General features: G+C 73.3%; 25 protein-coding genes. 9 read left to right on the forward strand and 16 right to left on the reverse strand.

Going from position 1 to position 25,472, the window contains the following annotated elements; genetic code table 11:
- Positions 1–149: 149 nt before the first annotated feature.
- Both rpfE and R2E43_RS01860 read right to left on the reverse strand, forming a co-directional pair.
- Positions 150–515, reverse strand: coding sequence for a resuscitation-promoting factor protein RpfE (gene rpfE, locus R2E43_RS01855; RefSeq protein ID WP_003971684.1), 366 nt, complete (start codon positions 513–515; stop codon positions 150–152).
- Positions 516–610: 95 nt separating this feature from the next.
- Positions 611–940 (reverse strand): hypothetical protein, encoded by a 330-nt coding sequence (locus R2E43_RS01860; protein ID WP_332055837.1) that lies wholly within the window; start codon positions 938–940, stop codon positions 611–613.
- Positions 941–1,168: 228 nt separating this feature from the next.
- On the opposite strand from R2E43_RS01860, the gene R2E43_RS01865 reads away from it, so the two are divergent.
- Positions 1,169–1,660 carry a DUF5949 family protein gene (locus R2E43_RS01865; protein WP_003971686.1) on the forward strand — a complete coding sequence of 164 codons (492 nt, stop codon included), beginning with the start codon at positions 1,169–1,171 and terminating at the stop codon, positions 1,658–1,660.
- Positions 1,661–1,701: 41 nt separating this feature from the next.
- Here the strand turns inward: R2E43_RS01865 and R2E43_RS01870 are convergent, their stop codons facing one another.
- Both R2E43_RS01870 and R2E43_RS01875 read right to left on the reverse strand, forming a co-directional pair.
- A complete protein-coding gene (locus tag R2E43_RS01870; RefSeq protein WP_003971687.1) occupies positions 1,702–2,238 on the reverse strand; it encodes an isochorismatase family cysteine hydrolase in 537 nt (178 codons plus the stop codon).
- 74 nt (positions 2,239–2,312) lie between these two features.
- Complete coding sequence (locus R2E43_RS01875; RefSeq protein ID WP_011031675.1) at positions 2,313–3,107, reverse strand: restriction endonuclease; 795 nt, start codon at positions 3,105–3,107, stop codon at positions 2,313–2,315.
- A gap of 143 nt (positions 3,108–3,250) precedes the next feature.
- Here R2E43_RS01875 and R2E43_RS01880 point away from each other — a divergent pair, with 143 nt between their 5' ends.
- Positions 3,251–4,321 (forward strand): right-handed parallel beta-helix repeat-containing protein, encoded by a 1,071-nt coding sequence (locus R2E43_RS01880; protein WP_003971689.1) that lies wholly within the window; start codon positions 3,251–3,253, stop codon positions 4,319–4,321.
- Between the two features lie 64 nt (positions 4,322–4,385).
- Positions 4,386–5,414 carry a methyltransferase gene (locus R2E43_RS01885; RefSeq protein WP_003971690.1) on the forward strand — a complete coding sequence of 343 codons (1,029 nt, stop codon included), beginning with the start codon at positions 4,386–4,388 and terminating at the stop codon, positions 5,412–5,414.
- A gap of 80 nt (positions 5,415–5,494) precedes the next feature.
- Here R2E43_RS01885 and R2E43_RS01890 read toward each other — a convergent pair whose 3' ends face one another.
- The 4 genes from R2E43_RS01890 to R2E43_RS01905 form a co-directional block, all read right to left on the reverse strand.
- Complete coding sequence (locus R2E43_RS01890) at positions 5,495–6,691, reverse strand: SchA/CurD-like domain-containing protein (protein ID WP_003971691.1); 1,197 nt, start codon at positions 6,689–6,691, stop codon at positions 5,495–5,497.
- Between the two features lie 151 nt (positions 6,692–6,842).
- Positions 6,843–7,523 (reverse strand): class F sortase, encoded by a 681-nt coding sequence (locus tag R2E43_RS01895; protein WP_161270400.1) that lies wholly within the window; start codon positions 7,521–7,523, stop codon positions 6,843–6,845.
- A 125-nt stretch (positions 7,524–7,648) separates the two neighbouring features.
- Positions 7,649–8,209, reverse strand: a complete 561-nt coding sequence (locus R2E43_RS01900; protein ID WP_332055838.1) for a hypothetical protein — start codon at positions 8,207–8,209, stop codon at positions 7,649–7,651.
- Between the two features lie 262 nt (positions 8,210–8,471).
- Positions 8,472–10,406 carry a SpoIIE family protein phosphatase gene (locus R2E43_RS01905; RefSeq protein WP_332055839.1) on the reverse strand — a complete coding sequence of 645 codons (1,935 nt, stop codon included), beginning with the start codon at positions 10,404–10,406 and terminating at the stop codon, positions 8,472–8,474.
- A gap of 144 nt (positions 10,407–10,550) precedes the next feature.
- On the opposite strand from R2E43_RS01905, the gene R2E43_RS01910 reads away from it, so the two are divergent.
- Positions 10,551–11,102: a GNAT family N-acetyltransferase gene (locus R2E43_RS01910; protein ID WP_189284007.1), complete on the forward strand. Its 552-nt coding sequence runs from the start codon at positions 10,551–10,553 to the stop codon at positions 11,100–11,102.
- Between the two features lie 444 nt (positions 11,103–11,546).
- On the opposite strand, the gene R2E43_RS01915 is transcribed toward R2E43_RS01910, so the two are convergent.
- Together R2E43_RS01915 and R2E43_RS01920 are read right to left on the reverse strand one after the other, a co-directional pair.
- The gene (locus R2E43_RS01915; RefSeq protein ID WP_003971698.1) at positions 11,547–11,987 is read right to left on the reverse strand and encodes an ATP-binding protein; all 441 of its coding nucleotides are present in this window, start codon (positions 11,985–11,987) and stop codon (positions 11,547–11,549) included.
- Between the two features lie 101 nt (positions 11,988–12,088).
- The gene (locus tag R2E43_RS01920; RefSeq protein WP_189284006.1) at positions 12,089–12,826 is read right to left on the reverse strand and encodes an SAM-dependent methyltransferase; all 738 of its coding nucleotides are present in this window, start codon (positions 12,824–12,826) and stop codon (positions 12,089–12,091) included.
- Between the two features lie 237 nt (positions 12,827–13,063).
- Between R2E43_RS01920 and R2E43_RS01925 the strand changes: the two genes are divergently transcribed.
- Positions 13,064–14,260, forward strand: coding sequence for a cytochrome P450 (locus R2E43_RS01925; RefSeq protein ID WP_332055840.1), 1,197 nt, complete (start codon positions 13,064–13,066; stop codon positions 14,258–14,260).
- A 39-nt stretch (positions 14,261–14,299) separates the two neighbouring features.
- On the opposite strand, the gene pgm is transcribed toward R2E43_RS01925, so the two are convergent.
- The 3 genes from pgm to R2E43_RS01940 form a co-directional block, all read right to left on the reverse strand.
- Complete coding sequence (pgm, locus tag R2E43_RS01930; protein ID WP_003971701.1) at positions 14,300–15,940, reverse strand: phosphoglucomutase (alpha-D-glucose-1,6-bisphosphate-dependent); 1,641 nt, start codon at positions 15,938–15,940, stop codon at positions 14,300–14,302.
- 88 nt (positions 15,941–16,028) lie between these two features.
- Positions 16,029–16,457: a hypothetical protein gene (locus R2E43_RS01935; protein WP_202492592.1), complete on the reverse strand. Its 429-nt coding sequence runs from the start codon at positions 16,455–16,457 to the stop codon at positions 16,029–16,031.
- 193 nt (positions 16,458–16,650) lie between these two features.
- Positions 16,651–17,241 carry a TetR/AcrR family transcriptional regulator gene (locus R2E43_RS01940; RefSeq protein WP_189284003.1) on the reverse strand — a complete coding sequence of 197 codons (591 nt, stop codon included), beginning with the start codon at positions 17,239–17,241 and terminating at the stop codon, positions 16,651–16,653.
- Between the two features lie 89 nt (positions 17,242–17,330).
- Here R2E43_RS01940 and R2E43_RS01945 point away from each other — a divergent pair, with 89 nt between their 5' ends.
- Positions 17,331–18,275 carry an alpha/beta fold hydrolase gene (locus R2E43_RS01945; protein ID WP_189284002.1) on the forward strand — a complete coding sequence of 315 codons (945 nt, stop codon included), beginning with the start codon at positions 17,331–17,333 and terminating at the stop codon, positions 18,273–18,275.
- A gap of 41 nt (positions 18,276–18,316) precedes the next feature.
- On the opposite strand, the gene R2E43_RS01950 is transcribed toward R2E43_RS01945, so the two are convergent.
- The gene (locus R2E43_RS01950; protein ID WP_189284001.1) at positions 18,317–19,057 is read right to left on the reverse strand and encodes a Type 1 glutamine amidotransferase-like domain-containing protein; all 741 of its coding nucleotides are present in this window, start codon (positions 19,055–19,057) and stop codon (positions 18,317–18,319) included.
- Between the two features lie 10 nt (positions 19,058–19,067).
- Positions 19,068–20,003 carry a LysR family transcriptional regulator gene (locus tag R2E43_RS01955; protein ID WP_011031665.1) on the reverse strand — a complete coding sequence of 312 codons (936 nt, stop codon included), beginning with the start codon at positions 20,001–20,003 and terminating at the stop codon, positions 19,068–19,070.
- A 94-nt stretch (positions 20,004–20,097) separates the two neighbouring features.
- Here R2E43_RS01955 and mdlC point away from each other — a divergent pair, with 94 nt between their 5' ends.
- From mdlC to R2E43_RS01970, 3 genes are all read left to right on the forward strand, one after another.
- Positions 20,098–21,678 carry a benzoylformate decarboxylase gene (mdlC, locus tag R2E43_RS01960; RefSeq protein WP_189284000.1) on the forward strand — a complete coding sequence of 527 codons (1,581 nt, stop codon included), beginning with the start codon at positions 20,098–20,100 and terminating at the stop codon, positions 21,676–21,678.
- 46 nt (positions 21,679–21,724) lie between these two features.
- Positions 21,725–23,179 (forward strand): benzaldehyde dehydrogenase, encoded by a 1,455-nt coding sequence (locus R2E43_RS01965; RefSeq protein ID WP_030868849.1) that lies wholly within the window; start codon positions 21,725–21,727, stop codon positions 23,177–23,179.
- Between the two features lie 90 nt (positions 23,180–23,269).
- Positions 23,270–24,538 carry an MFS transporter gene (locus tag R2E43_RS01970; protein ID WP_011031662.1) on the forward strand — a complete coding sequence of 423 codons (1,269 nt, stop codon included), beginning with the start codon at positions 23,270–23,272 and terminating at the stop codon, positions 24,536–24,538.
- Between the two features lie 73 nt (positions 24,539–24,611).
- Here R2E43_RS01970 and R2E43_RS01975 read toward each other — a convergent pair whose 3' ends face one another.
- Positions 24,612–25,373: a PepSY domain-containing protein gene (locus R2E43_RS01975; RefSeq protein ID WP_011031661.1), complete on the reverse strand. Its 762-nt coding sequence runs from the start codon at positions 25,371–25,373 to the stop codon at positions 24,612–24,614.
- Positions 25,374–25,472: the final 99 nt, after the last annotated feature.

The raw sequence follows: 25,472 nt of genomic DNA on the forward strand, positions 1-25,472 counted from the left end.
TGACGTCCGGGGCCGCCGCTCGGCTCCCCCCGCCGGGGACTGCCCGTGCACGGCTCGGCGGAAACGGGACGCGGTGGTGAGGGGCGGCAAGTGCACACCCACGGGCTACCCCGGTCAACCCGGCGCGGCCGGGGCCCGGTTTGGCACCGTCAGGCGCAGCCCCAGGCGGACATCCCCTGCAGACGGGCGAGGCGTTCCGCCACGGCGATCTGCTCGCCGCGGGTGGCGAGGTCCGCGCGCGGGGCGTACTTGAGGCCGCCGGCGGCGATCCAGCTGGACCGTGCGAACTGCAGGCCGCCGTAGTAGCCGTTGCCGGTGTTCGCCTGCCAGTTGCCGCTGGACTCGCACGCGGCGATGGCGTCCCAGTCGGTGCGCAGGGGCGCCGAGGGCGCGGCCACCGCTTCGCCGGTCGCCCCGAGTGCGGTCGCGGCGACCAGGGTTACCGCGGCGGTGCGGATCCTGCGGCCACGCGAACCGCGCACGTCGCTCTGACGATCATTTCGTCTACAGATCATAAGATGACTGTTACACCAGGTGACCACCGGTCGCCCCACCGGCCACCGCGCCTTGGGCCAGTCGGAGCACGTGCCCTCCCCCGCCCGTCACCGCCTCACGGCGCCGACCGCACGCGCCCCGCGCCGTCGGGCACCGCGCCGTCGGGCACCGCGCCGTCGGGCACCGCGCCGTCGGGCACCGCCGCCTCGGCGGCGAGGCAGTCGGGGACCGCCTCCTTGTCGACGAGCCGGTTGAGCCAGCCCGGGACGTCGAAGCCCCCGCCGAAGGCCCGGCCGAGCCGGACGCACTGGTGGAGACGATGGACACGGAGGTGCGCGAGACGGGCGGGATCGCGGCGCGCACCGGCCGCGCCTTCCACCGGGTGCGCGCCCAGGTGCGGGGGATCGGCGCGGCGGCCGACGGCGAGGAACCGGCCCGGATGCACGCCGGGACCGTCGAGGCCGTGCGCGCGGGCGGCGCGAAGGCGGCGGAGGCGGCGGAGGCGGCGGCGGAGGCCGTGCGCCGGCACTTCGACGACATCCGCGGACGGCTGTCTCAGCACGGACGAGCGAGAGCCCCGGTCGCCCCTCGTTCGTGTGAAGAAGGGCCGGGGTGTCCTCCAGTCGGGTGACGGCCGGGCGGGCGCGTCGCCGCGCGCGCTTACGGTTTCGCGGTGACCTCGATCTCCGCTGACCCGCGCCCCCTGCGAACCGCCGACCTCGGCACCCTCGTCATCATGTCCTGGAGTCGTGAGACGCCCGACGGCGACGTCCCCTTCCTCCTCGCCTGTTCGCTGGGCGACGGGGAGGGCGGCCCGGAGGCGGTCCCGGCCGCCGTCGAGGGGTTGTTGAGCCGCTCCGGACTCGCGGTGGGCGGCGACACCGTCCTCGACGCCACCGCCCTGCCCGGCCTGCCGATCGGCCTGCTCGTCGTACCGGGTGCGGCGGCCCTCACCATGCCGGGGGTCAACGCCCAGTTCGTACCCACTCCCGAGTGGCGGGCGGCGGCCGACCGGCGGGGGTACGCCTGTCTCATCTTCGCCACCCGCCCCTGGCCCGGGGGCGAGCCGGGCGACGGCGAGGCGGTCGCCGCCTTCGCCAACGACGCGGACACGCTCTCCTCCGCGGCGCAGGTCGTCCTGTCCGTACGGAGCTTGCGCGGCTGAGGTCGGGCACACGGCCCGCCGCCGGGTGGCGGCGGGCCGTCTCACGTCCACAACTCGCCGCTGTCGCACACCCGGGCGCCCATGTTCCGCTCCATCATGCGCAGCGCCGCGTCCGCCAGATCGGCGTGGATGTGGGCCACCGCGTCACGCGGCACGATGACCTGCAGATGGCGGATGTGGGCGTCCAGCGCCGAGTAGAGCACGCACTGCTCGGTCACCTGCCCGCACAGCACGAGCCGGTCGATCCCCTGCTGGTGGAGCAGATAGGTGAGCGGGGTCTCGAAGAACACCGAGTGGCGTGCCTTGACCACGAAGAGGGACGACTCGTCGGGCTTCAGCGGCTCGACGAGCCGGGAGTGCGGCCCGGAGAGGGCCTTGTCGAGGATCTCGCCGTGGTGCGAGCGCCACTCCCCGAAGTTGTCGTTGACGTAGATCACGGGGACGCCCTGCCGCCTCGCCCGGTCCAGCAGGCCGGTCACGTTCGGCAGCACGGATTCCACGGCGGGGATCAGGGACTCGGCGTCCTGGTGATCGTAGGTGTTGATCATGTCGATGACGATCAGCGCGGTCTTGCCCATGCCGCCCAGGTTGCCACTGGACGGCGGTGAAACCCCTCTCCACCCGCCTACCGCGGGTCGGTGGGCCGTCCCTCTCACCACGTGGCCTGCTCGGGCGGCTCCGTCCCGTCGCCCTCGGGCAGGAGCCGCTCCCAGGGCGCCGGTCCCCCGCCCTCGCACCAGTCGCGCAGCCGCTCCTCGTTCACGCAGACTATGCCGCACCACGCGGCGTACTCGACGGCCGGTGCGGTGAAGTCGCTGCTGGTGACGAGGACCGCCACGTCGGCACCGTGCACGGTGAAGCAGGTGCCGCCGAAGCGCTGGAGGTCCTGGGAGCCGACCTTGTTGTCGTCGCCGTAGCGCTTGCACTGGATGACGACCCGCCGGCCGTCGGGAGCCGTCGCCAGCACGTCGGCGCCGAGATCGCCCGCTCCGCCCACCACCTCGACCTCGGTGCAGCCGTCACGCCGGCACAGGTCCGCTATCGCCTCCTCGAACTCGTCGGGGCTGAGCTCCTCGTGCTCGGTGCGGACCACCGCGGTGGCCTCCTCGGGGCACGCGTGCTCCACCTCTTCCACCGCGCGGCCCTGCTCCAGTTCGTCCAGTGCCGTCGCCGTGGCCGCGGCCAGGGCGTCCGTGGTACGAAGGGCCGCCCGCGCGGCGGCGCCCCGGCTCCGCGCGCGCCGGCTCAGGAGGGCGGCCGCGACCGCCCCGAGTACCAGGACGAAGACCCAGGCCGGCCGCCGCTGCGCCACGTCGAACGCCATGCGCACGACCCATCCCGTCAGGACCAGGGCGACGGCGGCGAGGCCGAACGTCACGGTCGTCGCCCGGAGGTCGAAGCGACGCCTCACGCGTCCGCCTCGGACATGGCGTTCAGGCACGGTCACGTTGGTCGTCCTTCCCGGGTGGCCGACATGAAGATCACGTAGGCCTTGTGCCCAAGAACCACCCGTTCAGCGTCCGTTCATGACACGCCGTCGGATGGCTCATCCGAGCCGTCGGGGAATATGTCCGGCATACCTTTCGGAATATGAAGAAATGCCATGTCGTGTACCTGGTGTGCACCGCAGCCATGATCGGAACGGGGCTCGGCGCGGCCCCGGCGTCCTCCGTTCCCAGGACCCACCTGGTCCACCCCGGGGAATCGATCCAGAAGGCGGTGGACGCCGCCGAGCCGGGCGACACCGTCCTCGTCACCACCGGCACCTACCGCGAGAGCGTGAAGGTGAGCACCCCGCGTCTCACCCTGCGGGGCATGGGCCGCAGTACGGTCATCAGGCCCAGCACCCAGAAGGCCGCCGCCAACACCTGCGCCGAGGGCGGCAACGGCATCTGCGCGATCGGCACGAAGGACGAGAACGTCAAGGGCATCACCGTCTCCGACCTGACGGTGACCGGGTTCACCCGCACCGGGGTGTTCTCCATGGCCACCGACGGGCTGACGGTCCGGAACGTGAACGCGGTGAAGAACGGCGTCTGGGGCATCGCCCAGGAGCGGTCGGTCCACGGCGTCTTCCGCGGCAACACCGCCCGTGACAACGGCGACGCGGGGATCTTCCTCGCCAACAACATCAAGGCCGAGGAGGGCGCCGCCGACACCGAGGGCACCCTCGTCGCGCACAACCGGCTCGAGGGCAACCGGATCGGCGTCACCGTCCGACGCCTGCGCAACCTCGCCGTCGCGGGCAACCACATCACCGGCAACTGCGCGGGCGTCTTCGTCGTCGGCGACGAGAACACGCCCAAGGCCGGTGACCTGGTCGTGCGCGACAACCGCGTCCTGCGCAACAACAAGTCCTGCCCGAAGACCGACCGGCTGGAGGCGCTCCAGGGTTCCGGCATCGTCCTGACCGGCGTCGAGAAGGTCCTGGTCGCCGACAACACGGTCGAGGGCAACTCGGGCAAGTCGTCGATGTCGGGCGGCATCGTCCTGGCCTCCAGCATGGTGGGCACCGCCAACGCGAAGAACGAGGTCAACGGCAACCGGCTGAGCCGGAACTCCCCCGCCGACCTGGTCAACGCCGGAACCGGCGACACCGGCAGGAGCAACACCTTCACCGGCAACACCTGCGGCGCCTCCAAGCCCGCGGGCCTGTGCTGAGCCGGCCGCAACCACCCGTGGACCGAAGAAGGCCCAGGGACCGAAGAAGGAAGGAAAGCGGCGCATGACGACCGCACAGACTGCCCCACCCCCGCCCATGCGGCTGAGGGAGCTCGTGTTCGGCGCGGCATGTGCCGCCGCCCTCCGCGCGGCCGCACGGCTCGGCGTCGCCGACGCGCTCGGCGACACCCCCATGGCCGTGGAGGACCTCGCGGCCGCGGTGAAGACCGAACCCAAGCCGCTGCGCCGCCTGCTGCGCGCCCTGACCTGCTACGGCGTCTTCACCGAGCAGCGGAACGGGACGTTCGCGCACACCGACATGTCCCGGCTGCTGCGCGAGGACGACCCGCACAGCCTGCGCAACATCACCCTGTGGTGCACGGAGCCGTGGACGTGGGACGCCTGGCCCCTGCTCGACGAGGCGGTGCGCACCGGCTCCAACGTCGTCGAGGGCCTGTACGGCAAGGAGTTCTTCACCTACCTCAACGAGGACGCGCCCCAGTCGGCCGAAGTGTTCAACCGTGCCATGACGACGTCCAGCCGGCAGTCGGCCCAGGACGTCGCGGCCCTCCTCGACCTGTCGGCGAGCACCTCGGTCGCCGACATCGGCGGCGGCCAGGGCCACGTCGTGGCGAGCCTGCTGGAGAAGTACCCGGCCATGCGGGGCACCCTGCTCGACCTGCCGCGGGTGGTGGAGAACGCCGACCCCCGGCTGCGCGAGGGCGGTGCGCTCGCGGACCGGGTCCGCATCGTGCCGGGCGACTGCCGGGAGGCCATCCCGGTGCGTGCCGACGTCTACGTCATCAAGAACATCCTGGAGTGGGACGACGACAGCACCGCCCGCGCGCTGCGCAACGTCATGGCGGCCGGCGGCCCCGGGGCCCGGGTCGTCGTCATCGAGAACCTCGTCGACGACTCCCCGTCGATGCGGTTCAGCACCGCCATGGACCTGCTGCTGCTCCTCAACGTCGGCGGAGCCAAGCACACCACCGACAGCATGGTCGGCCGGCTGACCGACGCGGGCCTCGTCATCGACGACATCCGTCCGGTCAACCCGTACCTGCACGCCTTCGACTGCACCGTGCCGAAGTGAGCTGACCCGGGGCCCGCACGCGCGTCGGCCGCCGGACCGCACTGTCGCGGTCCGGCGGCCGACGCGTGGGTCGGGGCCGTTCAGGCGTCCGGCGCGCGCCGGTCCGTGACCAGCTCCATCCGGGCACCCTCCAGAGCACGCACGAGTCCGCCTCCGGTCGGGGAACCGGCGTCGGTGAAGCCGTCCAGAAGGGTCGTCAGCTCGGACACCCGGCCGGGGTCCGGAAGGCCGAGGGTCACCGCGGGATCGCCCTCGTGCAGGTCCCCGCGTACGTCGACCAGCCGCACCACGACGTCGTCGCGCTGGAAGATCGTGCTGCACAGCACCGGGCTGCGCGGATCCCTGGCCGCCGCCTCGTCGCGCTCGGCGAGCAGCTGGGCCAGCCGCATGCCGCAGCCCGGACGGGCCGGGTACGACAGCGCGTGCCGCTGGGCCCCGTCCTGCCCCTCCCCCGCCGTCACGTGGTGGACGGCGGGCAGCGCCGCCCGCGTGTAGAAGACCCGGGCGGACTCCGGGTCGCCGAGGTCCCGGTCCTGCTCCAGGTACGGGTTGATGGCCTCCTCGACGGCCCGCACCTCGGGCTGCTCGGCCACGTGCCGCAGGGCCGCGAGCAGGTCGCCGCGCACCTCGATGGCCCGTACCACGCGGTTGCCGTGCAGGAACAGGGACGTACGGCACAGCCGCGTGGTGTCGTCCACCTGCGGCTCGGGAGAGGCGTAGTCGGCGAGGATCTTGCCGACCGCCTCCTCGCTGCCCGGCTTCACCGTGAAGGTGAGCGCGTGCCGGATGACGCCGTCGCCGACGCGGGGCGCGGCCTGCAGTCCGCCCCGGGCCGGATCGGCACCGGTCGACGGGTGGCCGGTCTCGCGGACCACGTGGAAGCGGAGCGAGCGGGTGTCCCGCACGCAGCTGTGCAGCGGCTTGACCATGCGCACGTGCTCTTCGCTGCTCACCCAGTTCAGGAACGGCGGCGCGCTCTCCCACTCGCTGGTGATCAGCCACTGGGAGGGGTTCTCGATGGACTGGCACAGCTGCTCGCCGAGGTGACCGGGGACGGACTCGACGTGGCTGCGCAGGTTCTCGTACGTCTCGAGGAACTGCTGCTGGGCTCCGTCGTAGACCTCCACCAGCAGGACGACCCGCAGCCGGGAGCCGTCGAACACGGACTGGGAGACCTGGTGCGACAGCTGTCGCGTCAGCGGTTCCGGGGCGATCGCTCCGGAAGCGAGCGCTTCGGAGGAAAGGGGTCCGGAAGCGGGGGTGGACGTGGTGGTCATCCTGCGCACATCTCCTTCGCGGGGGCGGAACTGAACGTCGGCCGCGGTGATGCGACGCCGGCTTGCCTCGATCCTGTGCCGTGCCCCGCCGTCGCGCGACCCGTGTGCGGTGCGCGGGTGACCGGCGCCGCGGCCGGCCCGGTGCGCGGCCTCAGGCGAGGTGCGCGAAGACGACCAGGTTGTCCGTGTAGTCCTTGACCTTGTGGTCGTAGTCGCCCGCGCAGGTGATCAGTCGCACCTCGGGCCGGTCGGCGTCGCCGTAGACGCGGTCGCTCGGGAACTCGTCCTTGGCGAAGGTCTCCAGGCCGTCGACCACGAAGGTGGCGCTGCGCCCGTCCGCGCGCCGGACCTGGAACTTGTCGCCCTTGTCGAGCTGGTCGAGGCGGGCGAAGACGGCGGCCGACGTCTTGGTGTCCACGTGCCCGGCGATGATCGAGGTGCCCTTCTCGCCGGGCGAGACGCCCTTGGCGTACCAGCCGACGAGGTTGGTGTCGCCGGCCGGCGGCGGCTGGAGCTGCCCCTTGTCGCCGATGGCGAGGTCGGTGAAGGGGGCGTCGACGGCGATGTCCGGGATCAGCAGGCGCACCGGTTTCGACCGGGGCAGGGCGGAGTCGGCCGCGCCGGTCGCGGGCGGGGCGGAGGAGGCGGTGGTGCCGGGATGCGCGGGCAGCGGGGGGCGGGAGGAGTCGGCGGACGTGTCGTTGCCGCCGACCAGGCTCACCGCCAGGATCAGCAGGGCCACGGCGCACAGCACCATCAGGCCGGAGCGGGAGCCCTGACCGGTCGTCGTCTCGTCGTCGGCCGGGGCGGGGGTGGGAGGGGTGACTGACATCGGGGACGACCTCACTGGGACACGGCGGCAGGACGGACACGAGGGGCGGCGGGGTGGGCGGGGGCGAGCCGGGCCGCCCCGTGGTTCCTGGGTGGCGGCCCGGCTGCTATGGCGCCCGGCACGGCTTACGCCACTCCGTGAGCCGACTTCTTGCGTCGGACGGCGTACAGGCCGGTCGCGGCGACGGCCAGGACGGCGAGCCCGCCCGCGGTCGTGGTCGGCGTGGCAAGTCCGCCACCGCCGGTGTGCATCCCGCCGCGCGGCTTCTCGTGCTCACCGCCGCCCCTGGAGCTCTCGCCCTCGTCCTGCTGGTAGGTCTGCGAGCCGCCCTCCTTGGACTCGCGGCCGCCGCCGTCCCAGTCGCCCTCGTTCACCGCGGCCAGCGCGCCGCCGCCGGTGTGCATGCCGCCACGGGGCTCGTCGTGCTTGCTTCCGTTGTCGTGCTCCTTGCCGGAGGACGCGTCGTCGTGGTTCCAGTCGCCCTCGGTCACCGCGGCCAGCGCGCCGCCGCCGGTGTGCATGCCGCCGCGCGGCTCGTCGTGCTTGCTTCCGTTGTCGTGCTCCTTGCTGTACGAAGAGTCGTCGTGGTCCCAGTCGCCGCCGGCCGCCGCGTAGGCGCCGGGAGCACCGAGGACGAAGACGGCCGAGGCCGCCGCCGTGGTCAGGAGCATCCGAGCAGAACGCATCTGTGGTTCCTTCCGTCACGGCCGGGCAGCTGGTGCTTCGTCAGCTGAGATGACCCGGCCCCGACGTGAATCACCGTCAGCCCGCCGTCCGTCTCGCACCACTCAAGGCGCTCAGCCGGGTGAACACGCCGCCCGTTCGGGTGCCGGGCCCGCTCCCCGCCGGGCCGCGAACTGGTCCGGACGGCTGTGGAGTTGGCCCGGCCCGGACGGGGTGTCACCCACCGGCGACCCGCCACCCCCGCCCACGCGGCCCCGGGGTCCGCTAGTCCTCCGGGTCCACGTGGGTCGGGTCCCGCACCTCGGCCTCCTGGCGCAGGGAGCCGGGAGCGGCCCGGTCCGGGGCGGCCTCGCTCTGTCCGGACTGGGGCGGCGGGGGCGGCTCGGTGTCGCCGGGCGCGCCCATGCCGGCGGCGGGCAGCCGCAGGGCGAGCAGGGCGACGTCGTCCCCGCGGGGCGCGATGCGCGCGAGCAGTTCGTCGCAGAAGTCGTCGACGCTCCACCTGTCCACCCGCCGGGCCAGTACGCCGGCATGGTGGCGGAGCTGGTCCATGCCCACGTCGATGGGACGGTCGCGGCTCTCGACCAGGCCGTCGGTGTAGAGCAGGAGGATGCTCTCCGGCGGGAGTTCCTCGCGGGTGTCGGGCCAGTTCAGGCCGAGGCGCAGGGTGGCGCTCATGCCGATGAGCGGGCCGTGGCCGCCCTCCAGGAAGCGCGTGCCGCCGTCCCGCGTGATCAGCAGCGGCGGCGGGTGTCCGGCGTTCACCCAGTGCAGCCGCCAGGGGCCGCCCTCGGCCCCTTCGACCCGCGCGAAGACGAGGGTGGCCATGGGCGCGTCGCTGGTGTTGGTCACTGCCTCGTCCAGACGGCGCATGATCACGCTGGGCGGCTCCTGGTGGTCCCAGGCCAGGGCGCGCAGCATGTTGCGGACCTCGGCCATGTGGGCGGCGGCCTGCAGGTCGTGTCCGACGACGTCCCCGATGACCAGGGCCATCACGCCGTCGCCCAGGAGGAAGGCGTCGTACCAGTCGCCGCCGACCTCCATCGCGCTCTCGGCCGGCCAGTAGCGGGCGGCCATCCGGAGGTGGTCGACCTGGGGAAGCGGGGTCAGGAGCTGGCGCTGCATGGTCTCGGCGACGTTTCGCTGCTCGTGGTAGAGCCGGGCGTTGTCCAGGACCAGTCCCACCCGGCGGCCGATGTCCGCCAGCAGGGCGACCTCGGCCTCGGTGTGGGCGGGGCGGTCCCCGGCGCGGCCCACGGTCAGGACGCCGTAGGACCGCTGCCGGGTGCGGAGGGGGATGGCGACTGCCGCGTGGCCGCCGAGCCGTTCGAACAGCACCCGGTGGGTGGCGGCGAGCGGGTGCTCCGGGTCCCGGAACAGGTCGTCGGCCTTCAGCGGGACGGGCCGGTCGCCGTTGATGAGCAGGGTGAGCGCGGCGCGGGCCTGGTCCGGCAGCGAGGCCATGGGCCCACGCAGGGCTCTGGCCCGGTCCGGCCGGGTGCTGCTGCGTACCGCCACCCGTTCCAACAGGTCCGACTGACCCGGGTAGACGTCGACCGCCGCCCACTGGCCCAGTTCCGGCACCAGCAGCCGCACGAGCCGGCGCAGGGTGGTGGAGGTGCGCTCGGTGGGGACCAGCACGGTGGAGATCTCGGCGACCAGGTGCAGCTGGGCGGTGAGTGCCTCCAGCGCGGTGGTCCGCGCCTCGGTCTCCTCGGCGGCGCTGCGGTGCAGGCTGAAGTCGTGGAAGACGAGCACCAGCCCTTCCTGCCGTCCGCCGCGGACGAGGGGGGTGGTGGCCCAGATGACGGGGACCGTGGTGCCGTCGGCCCGCTGGAAGTACTCGTCGCTGCCCTCCTCGGCGGGCGCCCCGTGCAGCGGGCGGCGCAGCGCGCACCGCTCGCGCGGTACGGGGCTGCCGTCGGCGTACCGGTGCAGGAGGTCGTGGGCGTCGCGCCCGAGCATCTCCTGCTCCGACCGTCCCAGCAGCTGCTCGGCCCAGGGGTTCACCGAGGTGATCCGGGCGGTGGGGCCGAGGGTGACGACGCCGGTGCCGAGGGCGCGCAGGACGGCACGGGAGAAGTCGGGCTCCACGTCTTCCGGCACGCCGTGCGCCTCGGCGGCCGCCCGGTGCGCCTCGGCGGCCGTGTCGTGTCCTGGTTCCTCGCCGTCCTGGTGGCCCGCCCAGCGTGATGTCACGACCCTCACAGCCTTCCGATGCCGTCCGTCCCGCCAGGTTCCCCGCGGGGCGGTGATGAACCGCTCCGCCCGCGCGGCCGAGGGGAGGGTCGCGGGTGGATAATCCGGTCGCCCGGCCCGGCCGGTGTCCCGTAGGTTCACGTGATGTCCGAACTTCGAACCGATCGTCTCGTGCTCCGCGGCTGGCGGGCGTCCGACCTGGACCCGTGGGCGGCGATGAACGCCGATCCGGTGGTCCGCGAGTACTTCCCCGAGGTCCTGACCCGGGCGCAGAGCGAGGCGTCCGTGGCCCGCTTCCAGGCCGACCTCGACCGGCGGGGCTGGGGCTGGTGGGCGGTGGAGATCGCCGCCACCGGCGAGTTCATCGGCTTCGCCGGGCTCGATCCCGTGGAGGACGGCATGCCGTTCACCGGGGTGGAGGCGGGCTGGCGCCTGGCCCGCCCGGCCTGGGGGAACGGCTTCGCCACCGAGGCCGCGCGGGCCGCGGTGACCCACGCCTTCGAGGAACTCGGGCTGCCGGAGGTCCTCGCGGTGACCGCGGCCGGCAACCGGCGGTCGCGGGCGGTGATGGACCGCCTGGGCATGACCTACGACCCGGCCGACGACTTCGACGACCCGGAGATCCCCGAGGGCCCCCTGCGCCGCTCCGTCGTGTACCGCCTCCGGTCCAGGGACCACCGGCCCGGCGGGCTGTAGCGGGGGGCCGGCCGGTGGACGGCGGTGTCCCGTCACCGCGCGGGACGGGACCGCCGCCCCGCACGCCGGTGACGCGCCACGGCCCGCAGCGGAACGCGCCGCCGCACCGGCGGGTGCCGGGCCACCGGACAGCTCCGGCCCGCCGCCACCCACGCACCTCTCACGACACCGCCCTGCGCTTGCCCGGCCTGCACGCGCCTGCCGCGCGACCGCCGAGAGCCAGTCCCGCCACCGCGCGGGCAGGTGCTGCGCACCGCCCGGAGCGGCGCCCCGTCACCACACAGGCAGGTGCTGCGCCACCACGCAGAGCAGGGCCTCCGCCGGCACGGGCGACCGTCGCCTCCGGGCGGTCCCGCCGCCACGCGCGGGGCGCACCCTCACGGGCAGGCCGGACGGGGCCGGGCCGGGCGGGTCAGGCCGGGTGGCCGAGGGCGGCCGTGCCGTTCAGGTCGCCGCGAGTCCCACGGCGGCCCTCATGCGCTTGCCGACCGGCTCCCGGTGCACCTCGAAGCTCTCGCAGACGGCCATGACGATCTCCAGCCCGTGCCGGCCGACCCGGGTGGGGTCCGCGGGCCCGGGCACCGGGAGCACCGGCGCGCTGTCCCACACCGTGACCTCCACCCGGTCCTCGGCCAGTTCGAGATCGACCAGCGAGGGGCCGGGCGCGTATTTGCACGCGTTCGTCAGCAGTTCGCTGACCACCAGTTGCACCACTTCCACCGTGCGTTCGGACACCTGCGCACCCTGCGCCGCGCGCACGCGTGCCAGAAACCGCCGGGCCAGTTCCCGGCCTCTGGCGATGTCGCCGGGCATGCCCGGATACTCCGCCGAAACCTTGACCGAGCCGTCCTTCAGCCGGTCCCCCGTACGGGCAGCCCCATCCATCCGATCCGCCCTCTTCCTGAGCCTTGACCGCTACGCCGACCCGTCTACCCCCGAATCCGGCAAACATCACCCGCCCCACGGAGTCGTGCGGCGCACAGGCCTCAGGTGTCCGTCGGACGCAGGACCAGGCAGAGGAAGCCCAGGCAGTCCCGATAGCCCCGCAGCCACCCGTCACGGTGGGCGGTGGCCGTCTCCAGCGCCTGCGCGCGGTCGGGATCGGCGGGGTGGTCCAGGGCCCACGCGGCCAGTGCCCCGGTCCAGGCCCACTCGTAGTCGTCGAGTTCCCGGCGGGTACTGATGTGCCCGCCCACGGGCGTCCAGCCGTCCGCGACGACCCGGTCCAGGGTGGTCGGCAGGTCGTCGAGGTCACCGAGGCTCTCGACGGCCTCGGGGGACGGCTCGCGTTCCCAGAATCCGTCGCCGACCAGGACACGTCCGCCGGGCGCCAGGTGCTCGCGTGCGGCGGCGAGGGTGGCGGGCAGGCCGCCGAACGCGTGCGTGGAGCCGACGCAGAGGACCAGGTCGAAGCCGTGCGGGGCGGCGAACCGCGCGGCGTCCTCATGGTGCAGCGTCAGACGGTCCGCCACCCCGAGCCGGGCCGCGGCCCCACGGGCGTGGTCGAGCGCGCTCGCGGAGACGTCCACGCCCTCGGCCGTGAGACGTGGATGCCCGGCGAGAGCCCGCAGCAGCCACTCGGCGCCGCCGCAGCCCAGGTCGAGGACGCGTGCGCCGTCACCGGGGACCGCGTGGGCGAGGAGCCGGCGTACCGAGTCGTCGTCGAGCGGTGCCGCGATCGGATGGTGGGCATGGGCGAGCCGGGAGATCTGCTGACGGTCCACCGGGGGAGCCTCGCACGGCGGCCCGGAGGGCGCACCCGGTTTCCCGGGCCGCCCGCCCGGCACGCGTGCGGCCGGACGCCGGCGGAATGCGGCACCGCCGGACTCGGCGGAATGCGGCACCGTCCGACTCGGCGGAATCCGGGGCTGGCCGGCGTCGGGCGGGTGGCGGATCCTGGTGACCACGTCGTCGAGCCGGGTGGCCGCCGGGGCCGCACGGCCGGAGTGGGGGGTGGCCACGTGGTGCAGGACGGACGGGTCTCCGCGCGGAAGGCCGACCGGGGCCGGGCCGGGCCGGCGTGCCCGGTCGACCGGGCGGCGGACGGGACCTGGCGGGTGCACGATTTCGCCGTCGCGCGGGCGCTGCTGCGCGGTCCCGGCACCGTACAGGCCGGTCTCGGCATCGAGACGGTGGAGAAGCTCCCGCCGCGCGTCCGCCGGCCCGTGCTCTACCGGGACGGCCCCGAGCACCGGGAGCACCGCAGGCAGACCGCCCGCTACTTCACTCCCCGCCGGGTGGACGAGCACTACCGCGAGCCGATGGTCCGGATCGCCGAGGAGCAGCTGGCCGTTCTGCGCTCGGCCGGCGAGGCCCCGCTCTCCGACCTCGCCTTCGGTCTGGCCGTCGGCGTGGTGAGCGAGGTCGTCGGGCTGCGGTACAGCAGGCCCGGCATCCGCCGCAGGCTGGAGCGGTTCTTCCCGGAGGAGTTCGGCGAGCCGGGACTGACCAGTGTCCGGGGTCTGTACTGGCTGGTGCGGCAGAACACCAACTGGCTGCGCATCCACCTGGCCGACGTGCGCCCCGCCGTCCGCGCGCACCGCCGCCGCGAGCACGACGACCTGATCTCCCACCTGATCGCGGAGGGCTGCTCGGACGTCGAGATCCTCGGCGAGTGCCTGACCTTCGCCGCGGCGGGCATGGTCACCACGCGCGAGTTCGTGTGCCTGGCCGCCTGGCACCTGTTCTCGGACGCCGAGCTGCTCGGCCACTACCGGTCGGCGGACGAGACCGGGCGGCTGGCCGTGCTCCAGGAGCTGCTGCGGCTGGAGCCCGTCATCGGGAGCCTGCGCAGGCGGGCGACCGGGCCGGTGGAGCTGTCCTGCCCCGACGGGCCGGTGACGGTGTGCCCCGGCGAGTACGTCGAGGTCCACCTGGACGACGCCAACGCGGACCCGAAGGCCGTGGGCGAGGAGCCGCTGCTCGTCCGCCCGCAGCGGGCCGGGGCGGTCGGCGCGGGGCTCTCCTTCGGCGACGGGCCGCACCGGTGCCCCGGGGCGCACATCGCCCTGCTGGAGACCGACGTGTTCCTCAGCCGCCTGTTCGCCCTCGACGGCGTCCGGATGAGCGGTGGGCCGCGCGTCGCCTTCCAGGAGGCCATCGACGGCTACGAGATCCGCGACCTGACCGTGGCGCTCCCCCGGGCCGGCCGCGGCTGACCGGCCCGGGGACCGACGTACGGCGTCGGCGCCGCGGTGTCAGCCGCCCAGGGCGCCGAGGACGACGAGCTTGGCCTCGTCCTGCACCTGGCGCAGGTGATCCGCGCCGAGGAAGGACTCGCCGTAGATCTTGTAGACGTCCTCGGTGCCGGAGGGGCGGGCCGCGAACCAGGCGTTCTCGGTGGTCACCTTGATGCCGCCGATGGGGGCGCCGTTGCCGGGTGCCTCGGTGAGCACGGCGGTGACCGGCTCCCCGGCGAGGGTGTCGGCCGTGACCTGGGCCGGGGACAGCCTGGCCAGGCGGGCCTTCTCCTCGCGGGTGGCGGGAGCGTCGATGCGGGCGTAGGCGGGGTCGCCGAACCGGGCGGTGAGCGCGGCATAGTGCTCGGAGGGGGTCTTGCCGGTGACGGCGGTGATCTCGGAGGCGAGCAGCGCGAGGATGATGCCGTCCTTGTCGGTGGTCCACACGGAGCCGTCCCGGCGCAGGAACGACGCCCCCGCGGACTCCTCGCCGCCGAAGCCGAGGGAGCCGTCGACCAGTCCGTCCACGAACCACTTGAAGCCCACGGGTACTTCGACCAGGCGGCGGCCGAGGTCGGCGGCGACCCGGTCGATCATGCCGGAGGACACCAGCGTCTTGCCCACGCCCGCGCCGGCCGGCCAGTCGGCGCGGTGGGCGTAGAGGTAGGCGATGGCGGTGGCGAGGTAGTGGTTGGGGTTCATCAGGCCGGCGTCCGGGGTGACGATGCCGTGCCGGTCGGCGTCGGCGTCGTTGCCGGTGGCGATGTCGAAGCGGTCGCGCCCCTGGATGAGGGAGGCCATGGCGTGCGGCGACGAGCAGTCCATGCGGATCTTGCCGTCCCAGTCCAGCGTCATGAACCGCCAGGTCGGGTCGGCGAGCGGGTTGACCACCGTCAGGTCGAGGCGGTGCTGCTCGGCGATCCGGCCCCAGTAGGCGACGGAGGCGCCGCCCAGCGGGTCCGCGCCGATCCGCACGCCCGCCGAGCGGATCGCGTCGAGGTCCAGGACGCTCGGCAGGTCGCGGACGTAGGCGTCGAGGAAGTCGTGGCGGCCGGTGCCGGGGGCGGCGAGCGCCCGCGCGTACGGGATGCGCCGTACGTCCTTCAGTCCGGCCGCGATGATCTCGTTGGCCCGGTCCTGGATCCAGGAGGTGGCGTCCGAGCCCGCGGGGCCGCCGTTGGGCGGGTTGTACTTGAACCCGCCGTCGGCGGGCGGGTTGTGCGAGGGGGTGACGACCACGCCGTCGGCGAGGCCCGAGGTGCGGCCCCTGTTGTGGGTGAGGATGGCGTGGGAGACCGCCGGGGTGGGGGTGTAGCCGTCCGCGCTGTCGATGAGCACGGTCACGTCGTTGGCGGCGAACACCTCCAGTGCGGTGACCCTCGCGGGCTCGGACAGGGCGTGGGTGTCGGCGCCCAGGAAGAGCGGGCCGTCGGTGCCCTGTGCCGAGCGGTACTCGCAGATGGCCTGGCTGGTGGCGGCGATGTGGTCGTCGTTGAACGCCGCCACCAGCGACGAGCCCCGGTGCCCGGACGTACCGAAGGCCACGCGCTGGGCGGGCTCGCCGGGGTCCGGGTGCAGGGCGTAGTAGGCCGTCACCAGCCTGGCGACGTCGATCAGGTCCTCGGGGCCGGCCGGCCGGCCGGCTCGGTCGTGCTGCATGCGCCCACTCCTCCGCATAGGTCGGGACTTCGCTCGCGAGTCCCATCTTCCCCTGTCCGCGGAGTGGTGCCGTGCGTGGCGTCCGGTGTCAGATCCGGCCACCGGTGAGGCGGGTGAGGGGCCCGTGCGCGTGCCGTCCGGCGCGGCGGCCCACCGCGTAGGAGGCGGCGCTCAGGGCGGTGAGGCCGGCGCCCACGCCGGCGGCGACGAGCTTGCGCTGGGCGACCACCGTCCATGCCGTCTTCGCCGTGGCCGCGACCTGTTCCGAGGTGGTGACGACGGCCTGCCGGCCGGCCGCGACGCTCTTGGCCGCCGTCTGCACGGCACCGTTGGCGGCGTCGACGGAACGCTGGGCACCGGCCTTGGCCGTCGTCGCGGCCTCACTCGCCTTGCCCGCGGCGGCCTGTCCCGCCCGTGCGGCGGGCGCGGTCGCCTGCTCGGCGGCGCCGCGCGCCTTGGACTCGGCGGTCCGCGTACTGGTGGGCTTCTTGTTCGTGTCCTTGTTCGGATCGCTCATGGACACCGCCTTGCCCCTCACCGCGGTGGCAAACACGAACGCCCCTCGCGGCCGCCCAACGGGACGCGGGCGTCGGGGTCCTGACGCACCGAAGGGCGAGGCGGCCATCGGGGCGGCAGGGCCGAAGACCGGCGGTGACCCCTGTGGCGCGGTTTCCGCACCCACGGCTGCCGCGGCCGGGCGAAACGGCGGGCTAGCTCCGGGCGGGCAAGGCGCGTGAGAGGGCGCTCATGCTGATGTCGACGACTGTGCGGAGCTGCTGCCGGCTCGCCCCGGTCCTGCTCATCACGGCCAGCGACTGGTTGACCGCCGTCATGTGAACCGCGAAGTCGTCGGCCTCGTCCTCGGCCAACCGCGCGGCGTCCAAGGCGGTCCGCAGCCGCGCACGCTGCAAGCTTAGGGCTTCGACCGCGCGTGCGGCGATGGCGGGGCCGAGCACCGGTGCCGCCATCGCGGTCTGGGCGATCAGGCATCCGTCGGGTACGTCGGGGTCGGCGATGCGCTCCAGGGTGACCTCGAAGAACGCCCGTACCGCCCGGAGCGGTTCCTCGGACGCCCGGGACAGCGCATGGTCGTACCTGCTTCCGTACCGCGCGGCATAGCGGTCCAGGCAGCGCAGGTAGAGCGACTCCTTGTCACCGAACGAGGAGTAGAGGGAACTCCGGTTCAATCCGGTCGTCCTGGAGAGGTCGTCGAGAGATGTGTCGGCGTATCCGGCCCGCCAGAACTGGACCATCGCCGCGTCGAGCGCGGTGTCCACGTCGAACTGCTTCTTCCCGGCCATCACGCATGCACCTCGTTCTCGGACCGGTCGTTGCGGCCCTGCCCATCCTATCTTGAACCAATCGGTTCAAGATGCAGTAGGCTCGGGACATGACCGACGACGCCACAGCCCCCAGCAGCTCCTGCGATCAGAACCCGGTCCCCGGGTTGCCGCTGTACGACCTTGCGGGTTTCACCCACCGCTGGGTCGACGCGGAAGGAATCCGGCTGCACGCCGTGGAAGGCGGCCGGCCGGCCGGTCCCACCGTCGTCCTGCTCGCCGGGTTCCCGCAGACCTGGTGGGCTTGGCGAAAGGTGATGCCGGGGCTCGCCGCGCGATTCCGGGTGATCGCGATCGATCTGCCGGGGCAGGGCCACTCCGAGCGCCCCCGAGGGGGCTACGACACGCACACCGTCGCTTCGCGTGTCCAGACCGCGCTGACCGCGCTCGACGTGCCGAAGTACTGGCTGGTCGGCCACGACGTCGGGGCCTGGGTCGCCTTCTCGCTGGCCCTGAAGTACGAAGAGCGCCTGCACGGTGTCGCTCTGCTTGACGCCGGCATCCCCGGAATCACCCTGCCGGACTCCATTCCGACGGATCCCGACCGGGCCTGGAAGACCTGGCACTTCGCCTTCCACCTGGTGCCCGAACTCCCCGAGACCCTGCTCACCGGTCGCGAGCGTGACTACGTCGACTGGTTCCTGAAGGTCAAGACTCTGTCCCCGGACACCTTCGACGGCGCCGAGATCGACCATTACGCCGCCGCCGTCGCGGCCGAGGGAGGTCTTTCGGCGTCTCTCGCCTACTACCGCGACGCCGCGGAATCGGCGCGCAGGAACCACGACGCTCTCGAACGAGGGCACCTGACCGTCCCGGTCCTGGGAGTCTCCGGCTCCCACGGCTCGATCCCCGACATGGCCGCCTCCATCGGCCCGTGGGCAGCGAACGCGACCGGCGCCGTGATCCCACAGGCCGGACACTTCATTCCCGACGAGCAGCCCGAGGCGACCGTGAAGGTGCTGACCGCGTTCATCGATCACGAGCGTGCCGAGTAGTCCGCCACGCGCCGAACGGCCCGGTCACGGACGACGGCCCGTCAGCGGCCCGGGCCGGGCAGCTCCCGCGGCTCGATCCGCTCCTCCACCGCCGTGTCGCCGTCGCGGACGACCACGTAGGCGCCCTTGCCCGGGACTTCGGTGACCGCCTCGGCCAGTTCGGTGCCGCGGTAGACGAGGCCGACCCCGTCGTCCGTGCAGTGGGCCGTCGGGAGGGTGCCGTCGGCGACGAGGCGGTGGATCAGGGGACGGCGGCCCGGGTCGACGTCGTAGTGGACGCCGTTGCCGTACGGCAGGAAGTCCAACGCGTCGGTGATCGGACGCAGTTCGGGACCGAAGGAGTCGGTGGCGCCGCCCCGGAACCAGCACAGGGAGCCCGCGCTCACGCCGCTGAGCACGACGCCCGCCTCCCACGCCTTGCGCATGACCCGGTCGAGGCCGTGCACGCGCCACACGGCGAGCAGGTTGGCCACCGAGCCGCCCATGACCCAGACGACGTCCTGGGCGAGCACGGTCTCCTCGACGTCCTCGACGTTGGGCATGGGAAACAGGTGCAGCGGCGTCAGATCGAACCCGGCGACCCGGGCGGCCTCCGTCATGCGGGCGGTGACGTGCTCGGCGTCCCCTATGGCGGTGCCCACGTACAGGACGCGGGGGCGCCGGCCGTGCGCGCCCGAGAGGTCCACCGCGTGATGGACCAGGGCGTCGAAGGCCACCATGGTCCGGCCGCCCGCGCGATGGCCGCCCGAGGTGGCGAGGATCGTGGGCTGCGGTGCCGTCATGGCGGTGATCCTAACGACGGCTCGACGGCGGCAGCTGGGCCGGGCTCACCTGCTCGCCCAGTACCTCCGCCATGAACTGCACGAGCCAGCGCTGGGCCGGGCTGCGCGAGGACTCGTGCCGCGCGTACAGGGCGATCTCGATCGGTTCGGTCTCGAACGGCAGCCGCACCAGGCGCACCCGGTGGGACGCGGTGAAGACCTCGCCGACGTACTCGGGGACGATGGCCACCAGGTCGGTCTGCTCCAGCAGGTAGGGCAGCATCGAGAAGCGGGTGGCGTCCACGGCCACCCGCTCCAGGAGCCCGTGCGCGCCCAGCAGTGCCCGGGGCGTGACGTGGCCGCTCGGTCCGAACACCGTCGCGTGATGCTCGGCGGCGAGGTCCTCCGGCGTGACCGCGTCGCCGCGTACGCGGGGATGGTCGGCCGCGACCATCAGGACGTAGCGCTCGCGGAAGAGCGGGATGCGCACGGTGAGGTGCGAGGTGATCACCGGGGTGGCCACGAACGCGTCGAGGTCGCCGCGGCGCAGCTGGCCCTCGGCGTCCTCCACGTCGAAGGGGCGGACGGTGAAGGACACGCCCGGCGCCCGCTCGCGCGCGGTGGCCACGAGCCTCGGCAGCAGCGTCGCCTCACCGAGGTCGGACAGGGCGATGGTGAACCGGCCCGACATGCTCCCGGCGTCGAAGAGGTCGCCCTGGCGGACCGTCCCGTCGATCTCGGCCAGCGCGCGCTGGAGCGGCAGGTACAGCCGCCGTGCGCCGGCGGTGGGGGTCAGCCCGCGTCCGTTGCGGCGGAACAGCTCGTCGTCGAAGTGCCGCCGCAGCTTGCCCAGGCTGTAGCTGACGGTGGGCTGCGTGACGTGGAGCGTCTCGGCGGTGGCCGTGACGCTGCCCGTCTCGTAGAGCAGTACGAACACGCGGGCCAGGTTGAGATCGAAGGTGCCCATATCGATTGACTCTATATCGGAGTGGCGAAACATCTATTGGTGCCCATGTCGCGGCGTGCCTAGCGTGTGCCGCGTCACTTCGAAAGGAACGTCCGTGCCATCCGTGCGTCGTGTCTCCCACGAGTTCCTGGAGCGCCAGGGGCTCACCACCGTCTTCGGCAATCCGGGCTCCAACGAGCTGCCCTTCCTCGCCGGGCTGCCCGACGGCTTCCGCTACGTCCTCGGTCTGCACGAGGGCGCCGTCGTCGGGATGGCGGACGGGTACGCCCAGGCGACCGGCCGCCCGGTGCTGGTCAACCTGCACGCCGCCTCCGGTTCCGGCAACGCCATGGGCGCCCTGACGAACGCCGTCGCCTCCCGTACACCGCTCGTGGTGGTGGCCGGGCAGCAGGTGCGCCCCGCCATCGGCCCCGAGGCCAACCTGGCCAGCGTCGACGCCCCCGCCCTGATGAAGCCGCTGGTCGGCTGGGCGGCGGAACCGGCGTGTGCCGGGGACGTGCCGCGTGCGCTCGCCCAGGCCGTCTTCGAGGCGCGGCTCCAGCGCCGGCCGACCTACCTCTCCGTGCCGTACGACGACTGGTCGGCCGACGTCGACGACAACGCCCTGGCCGTGCTCGACCGGCGGGTGCTGCGGGCCGCGGTGCCCGGCGGCGAGCAGCGCCGGTGGCTCGTGGAGCAGGTCGCCTCGGCCCGGCGCCCCGTGCTCGTGCTGGGCGGCGACATCGACTCGGCCGGCCGGTTCGACGACGCGGTGCGGCTGGCCGAGCGGCTGGGCGGTCCGGTGTGGGCGGCGCCCTCGCAGTTCCGGCTGCCGTTCCCCAACCGGCATCCGCTGTTCCGGGGCGTGCTGCCCGCCGGCATCGCGCCGGTCTCGGCGGCCTTCGAGGGCCACGACCTGGTGCTCGTGCTGGGCGCGCCGGTCTTCCGCTACCACGAGCACCTCCCCGGCCGGTACCTGCCCGAGGGCACCCGGCTGATCCAGGTGACCGAGGACGCGTCCGCCGCGGCGCGGGCGCCGATGGGCGAGGCACTGGTGGCCGACCCGGGTGCCGTCATCGACGTACTCCTGGAGGCGCTCGGCGCCGCCGACCGGCCCGCGGGTCCCTACCGGCCGGTGCCCGAGCCGCTCACCGCCGAGGGCCCGGCGCTCCATCCGGAGCAGGTCTTCGCCGCGCTGCGCGAGGAGATGCCCGAGGACACCGCGTACGTCGTCGAGTCGACGTCGACCAACGCGGCGTGGTGGCGCCAGACGGACCTGCGCCGCCAGGGCTCCTACTACTTCCCGGCGGCCGGCGGCCTCGGTTTCGGGCTGCCCGGCGCGGTGGGCGTGGCGATGGCGCAGCCCGGACGGCCGGTGGTCGGCGTGATCGGGGACGGCTCGGCCAACTACGGCATCACCGCCCTTTGGACGGCCGCGCAGCACCGGGTCCCGCTCACCGTCGTCCTGCTGCGCAACGGCGCGTACGGGGCGCTGCGCTGGTTCGGCGGGCTGCTCGGTGTGCCGGACGCGCCGGGACTCGACATCCCCGGCCTCGACTTCACCCGCATCGCGGAGGGCTACGGCGTCCGCGCCCAGCACGTCGGCTCGGTGGCCGAGCTGCGCGCCGCACTCGCCGAGACGCCCGAGCACCCCCGGCTGATCCAGGTCGACACGGCGCTGACCACGCCCTCCTGAACCGACTCGCGACACCACACCGAAGATCACGACGAGAGGGAAGACGATGACACTCCTGGACAGCGCCGTCTGGGGCGGGAAGTTCTCCAGCGACGGCTGGCAGGGCTCCCCCACCGAGCAGCCGGTGACCGAGCCCGCCACCGGCGACCGGCTCGGCACGGTGGGCCTGGCCTCGGCCGAGGACGTGAACCGCGCCGCCGCCCGGGCCGCCGAGGCGCAGCGCACATGGGCGGCGACCTCGCCGCAGCGGCGGGCGGCCGTGCTGCGCCGTGCGGGTGAGCTGTTCACCGAGCACGCCGCCGAGATCGAGGACTGGCTGGTGCGCGAGGCCGGCTCGGTGCGGTCCAAGGCGGCCTTCGAGGCGGGGCTGGCGATCGGCGAGTGCTTCGAGTGCGCGGGGCTGCCGACCCATCCCCAGGGCGAGGTGCTCACCTCGGAGGACGCCCGCTGGTCGCTCGCCCGGCGCCGCCCCGCCGGCGTCGTCAGCGTGATCGCGCCCTTCAACTTCCCGCTCATCCTCGGCCTGCGTTCGGTGGCTCCCGCGCTGGCGCTCGGCAACTCCGTGCTGCTGAAGCCGGACCCGCGCACCGCGGTGAGCGGCGGTGTCGTCATCGCCCGGATCTTCGAGGAGGCGGGGCTTCCGGCCGGTGTCCTGCACCTGCTGCCGGGCGACGGGTCGGTCGGCCGGGCGGTCGTGGAGGCGCCCGAGGTGCGGGTGATCTCGTTCACCGGTTCCACTCCGGTCGGGCGGGCCATCGGCGAGCAGGCCGGGCGGCTGCTGAAGCGGGCGCACCTGGAGCTGGGCGGCAACAACGCGCTGGTCGTGCTGCCCGGCGCGGACGTGGCGAAGGCGGCGTCGGCGGGCGCGTTCGGCTCGTATCTGCACCAGGGGCAGATCTGCATGACGACCGGCCGGCACATCGTGCACGAGTCGCTGGTGGAGGAGTACACCGCCGCGCTCGCCGCCAAGGCCGAAGCGCTGCCGGTGGGCGACCCGGCGCGGGAGGACGTGGCGCTGGGGCCGATCATCGACCGGCGGCAGCTGGAGCGGGTGCACGGCATCGTCACCGACAGCGTCGCGGCGGGCGCGAAGGTCGCCGCGGGCGGCGAGATCGACGGCGCCGGCTACCGCGCCACCGTCCTGACCGGCCTGACGACGGACATGCCGGCCTGGCGCGAGGAGATCTTCGGCCCGGTCGCGCCCGTCATCTCCTTCGCCACCGCGGAGGAGGCCGCACGGATCGTCAACGACTGCGAGTACGGGCTCTCCGTCGGCATCCTCGGCGACGTCGGTACGGCGATGAAGCTCGCCGACCGGATCGACTCCGGCAAGGTGCACATCAACGAGCAGACGGTCAGCGACGAGCCCAACGCCCCCTTCGGCGGGGTCAAGGCCTCCGGCACCGGCTCCCGCTTCGGCGGCGCCGCGGCCAACGTCGAGGCGTTCACCGAGACCCAGTGGCTCACGGTCCGCCCCGACATCGCCGACTACCCGTTCTGATCCCTCCGGTCCCCCGCACCGGTCCCACCCGGCCGCCCCGGCCGGTCCTGCTCCGCTCACTCACACCCGTCCCCCGGGGGGAGAGTCACCATGGCTTCCACCACCACGTCCGGCACGCCCGCGCAGACCGGCCGCGCCGTCGGCGGCACCTGGACGGTGATCCTGTGCTGGATCACCGTCCTGCTGGAGGGCTACGACCTCGTCGTCCTCGGCGCCATCATCCCCACCCTGCTCAAGACCCACCACCTCGGCATGACCGCGGGCGACGCGACCACCATCGCCACGCTCTCGCTGGTGGGCGTCGCCATCGGCGCGGTGTGCGTCGGTCCGCTGGCCGACCGGCTGGGCCGGCGTCGCCTGCTCATCGGTTCGGTCGTGCTCTTCTCGGTCCTCACCGTCGTGGTGCCGCTGGCGAACTCCGTCGCGATGTTCGCCGCGCTGCGGCTCCTCGCCGGTCTGGGTCTGGGCGCCTGCATGCCGGTCTCGCTCACGATGATGGCCGAGCACATGCCGGCCAGTCGCCGGGCGCGGGCCAGCACCCTGACGATGACCGGCTACCACACCGGTGCGGTGATCACCTCGTTGCTGGCCCTCCAGGTGACCGACAACTGGGAGATCCTCTTCTATCTGCTCGGCGTCGTCGGCCTGGTGATCGCCGCGATCCAGTGGTTCAAGCTGCCGGAGTCGGCGGCCTTCGAGCGGGCCAGGCGGGACGGAGCGCAGCGGGTGCCGTTCACCGAGCTGCTCAAGCCGGCCTACCTGCGCGCGGGCATCGGCATCTGGGTCGCCTCGTTCATGGGCCTGCTGCTGGTCTACGGCCTCAACACCTGGCTGCCCAAGCTGATGAACGACGCGGGCTACCCCGTGCCGACGGCCGTGACCCAGCTCCTGGTGCTCAACATCGGCGGCGTCGTCGGCCTGGTCCTGGGCGGGTACGTCGCCGACCGGCGGGGCATCAAGGGCACCACCATGGTCTGGTTCGCCGTCTCGGTGCTCATGCTGGGGTGCCTGAGCGTCAAGATGGCGAGTGACCTGCTGCTCAACGTCGTGGTCTTCTTCACCGGCGTGTTCGTCTTCTCGGCCATGGTGCTCGTCTACGCGTACGTGACGCACTTCTATCCGGCGTCCGTGCGCGGCACCGCGCTCGGCTCGGCGTCCGGAATCGGCCGGATCGGCTCGATCGTCGGCCCGTCGATCACCGGCGCGCTGGTCGCGTCGGGGGTCGGGCACCCGTGGGGCTTCTACTTCTTCGCCGCGGTGGCGGTCCTCGGCTTCCTGGCCGTACTGACGCTGCCGCGCGGCGGGGCCGAGCCGGCCGGGGCCGCGGCTGCCGCGCCGCCCGCCGCGCCGGCCGGGTGACGCCCTGAGGACATGAGAAACGGGAGCAGTGGGCCGCGGCCCGCTGCTCCCGTCGCTGTCCGGAGGGGGTGACTCAGTCCTTGTCGACCTTCTGGCCCAGCACCTTGCCGTTGGCCGCGTCGACGGTGACGGTGGTCTTGTTCCAGTTGCTCTTGTCGACCACGTCGACGCCCCAGACGACCTGCTGGTCGTCGTTGTCGCCGAGTTCGACGTGGGTGACGGTGCCCTTGGCCTTGGCGGTGGCCGCCTTGACCGCCTGCTCCGGCGTCTGCTTGGCCTTGTCCAGCCACTCGGTGACCTGGGTCTTGTCGTCGGGGTCCTGGTCCGGGTCGACCATGGTGCGGAAGACCTTGCCGTTCACCGCGTCGATGTCGATGCGGTGCAGGGTGCCGTCGGACTGGGCGACCTTGGCCTCCCACTCCGGGGCGCCCTCGCTGGGTGCGGGGTTCGGCATGCTGGGGCTCGCCGTACCGGTCGGGGAGCCGGTCGGCGACGCGGTGGCGTCGGCCTTCACGCGCTTGAGTTCGAGGTCCACGAGCTTGCCCTCGGGGACCTCCTTCACGGCGGTGTCGGCGGCCTTGTCCCAGGTGACCTTCATCGCGGAGACGAGGTCCTTGCGCTCGGTCTGGTCCTCGTTCATCGAGGGAGAGCCGGTGGGGGACGGGGACTGGGTATCGGTGCCGGTCGGGGAGGGGGACTCGGTCTGAGCCGCCTCCGCGACGCTGGAACGGGTCGTATCGGCGTTGGTGCAGGCCGTCAGCAGCAGGGCGGAGGCGCCCAGGGCACCGACCACGGCCAGCGAACGCAAGGGGGGAAGTCGTCGTGCAGAGCTCATGATGCTGTCCGTAACCGCTCCGTCACGCAGACACACCGGACCGGTATGAAAATCACCCTATTGGCCGGGGTGGGGCGACGTCCCGTGGGCGGCGGGACC

Origin of the sequence: Streptomyces violaceoruber (assembly GCF_033406955.1) — a bacterium.
In the GTDB taxonomy this organism is placed as follows: domain Bacteria; phylum Actinomycetota; class Actinomycetes; order Streptomycetales; family Streptomycetaceae; genus Streptomyces; species Streptomyces violaceoruber.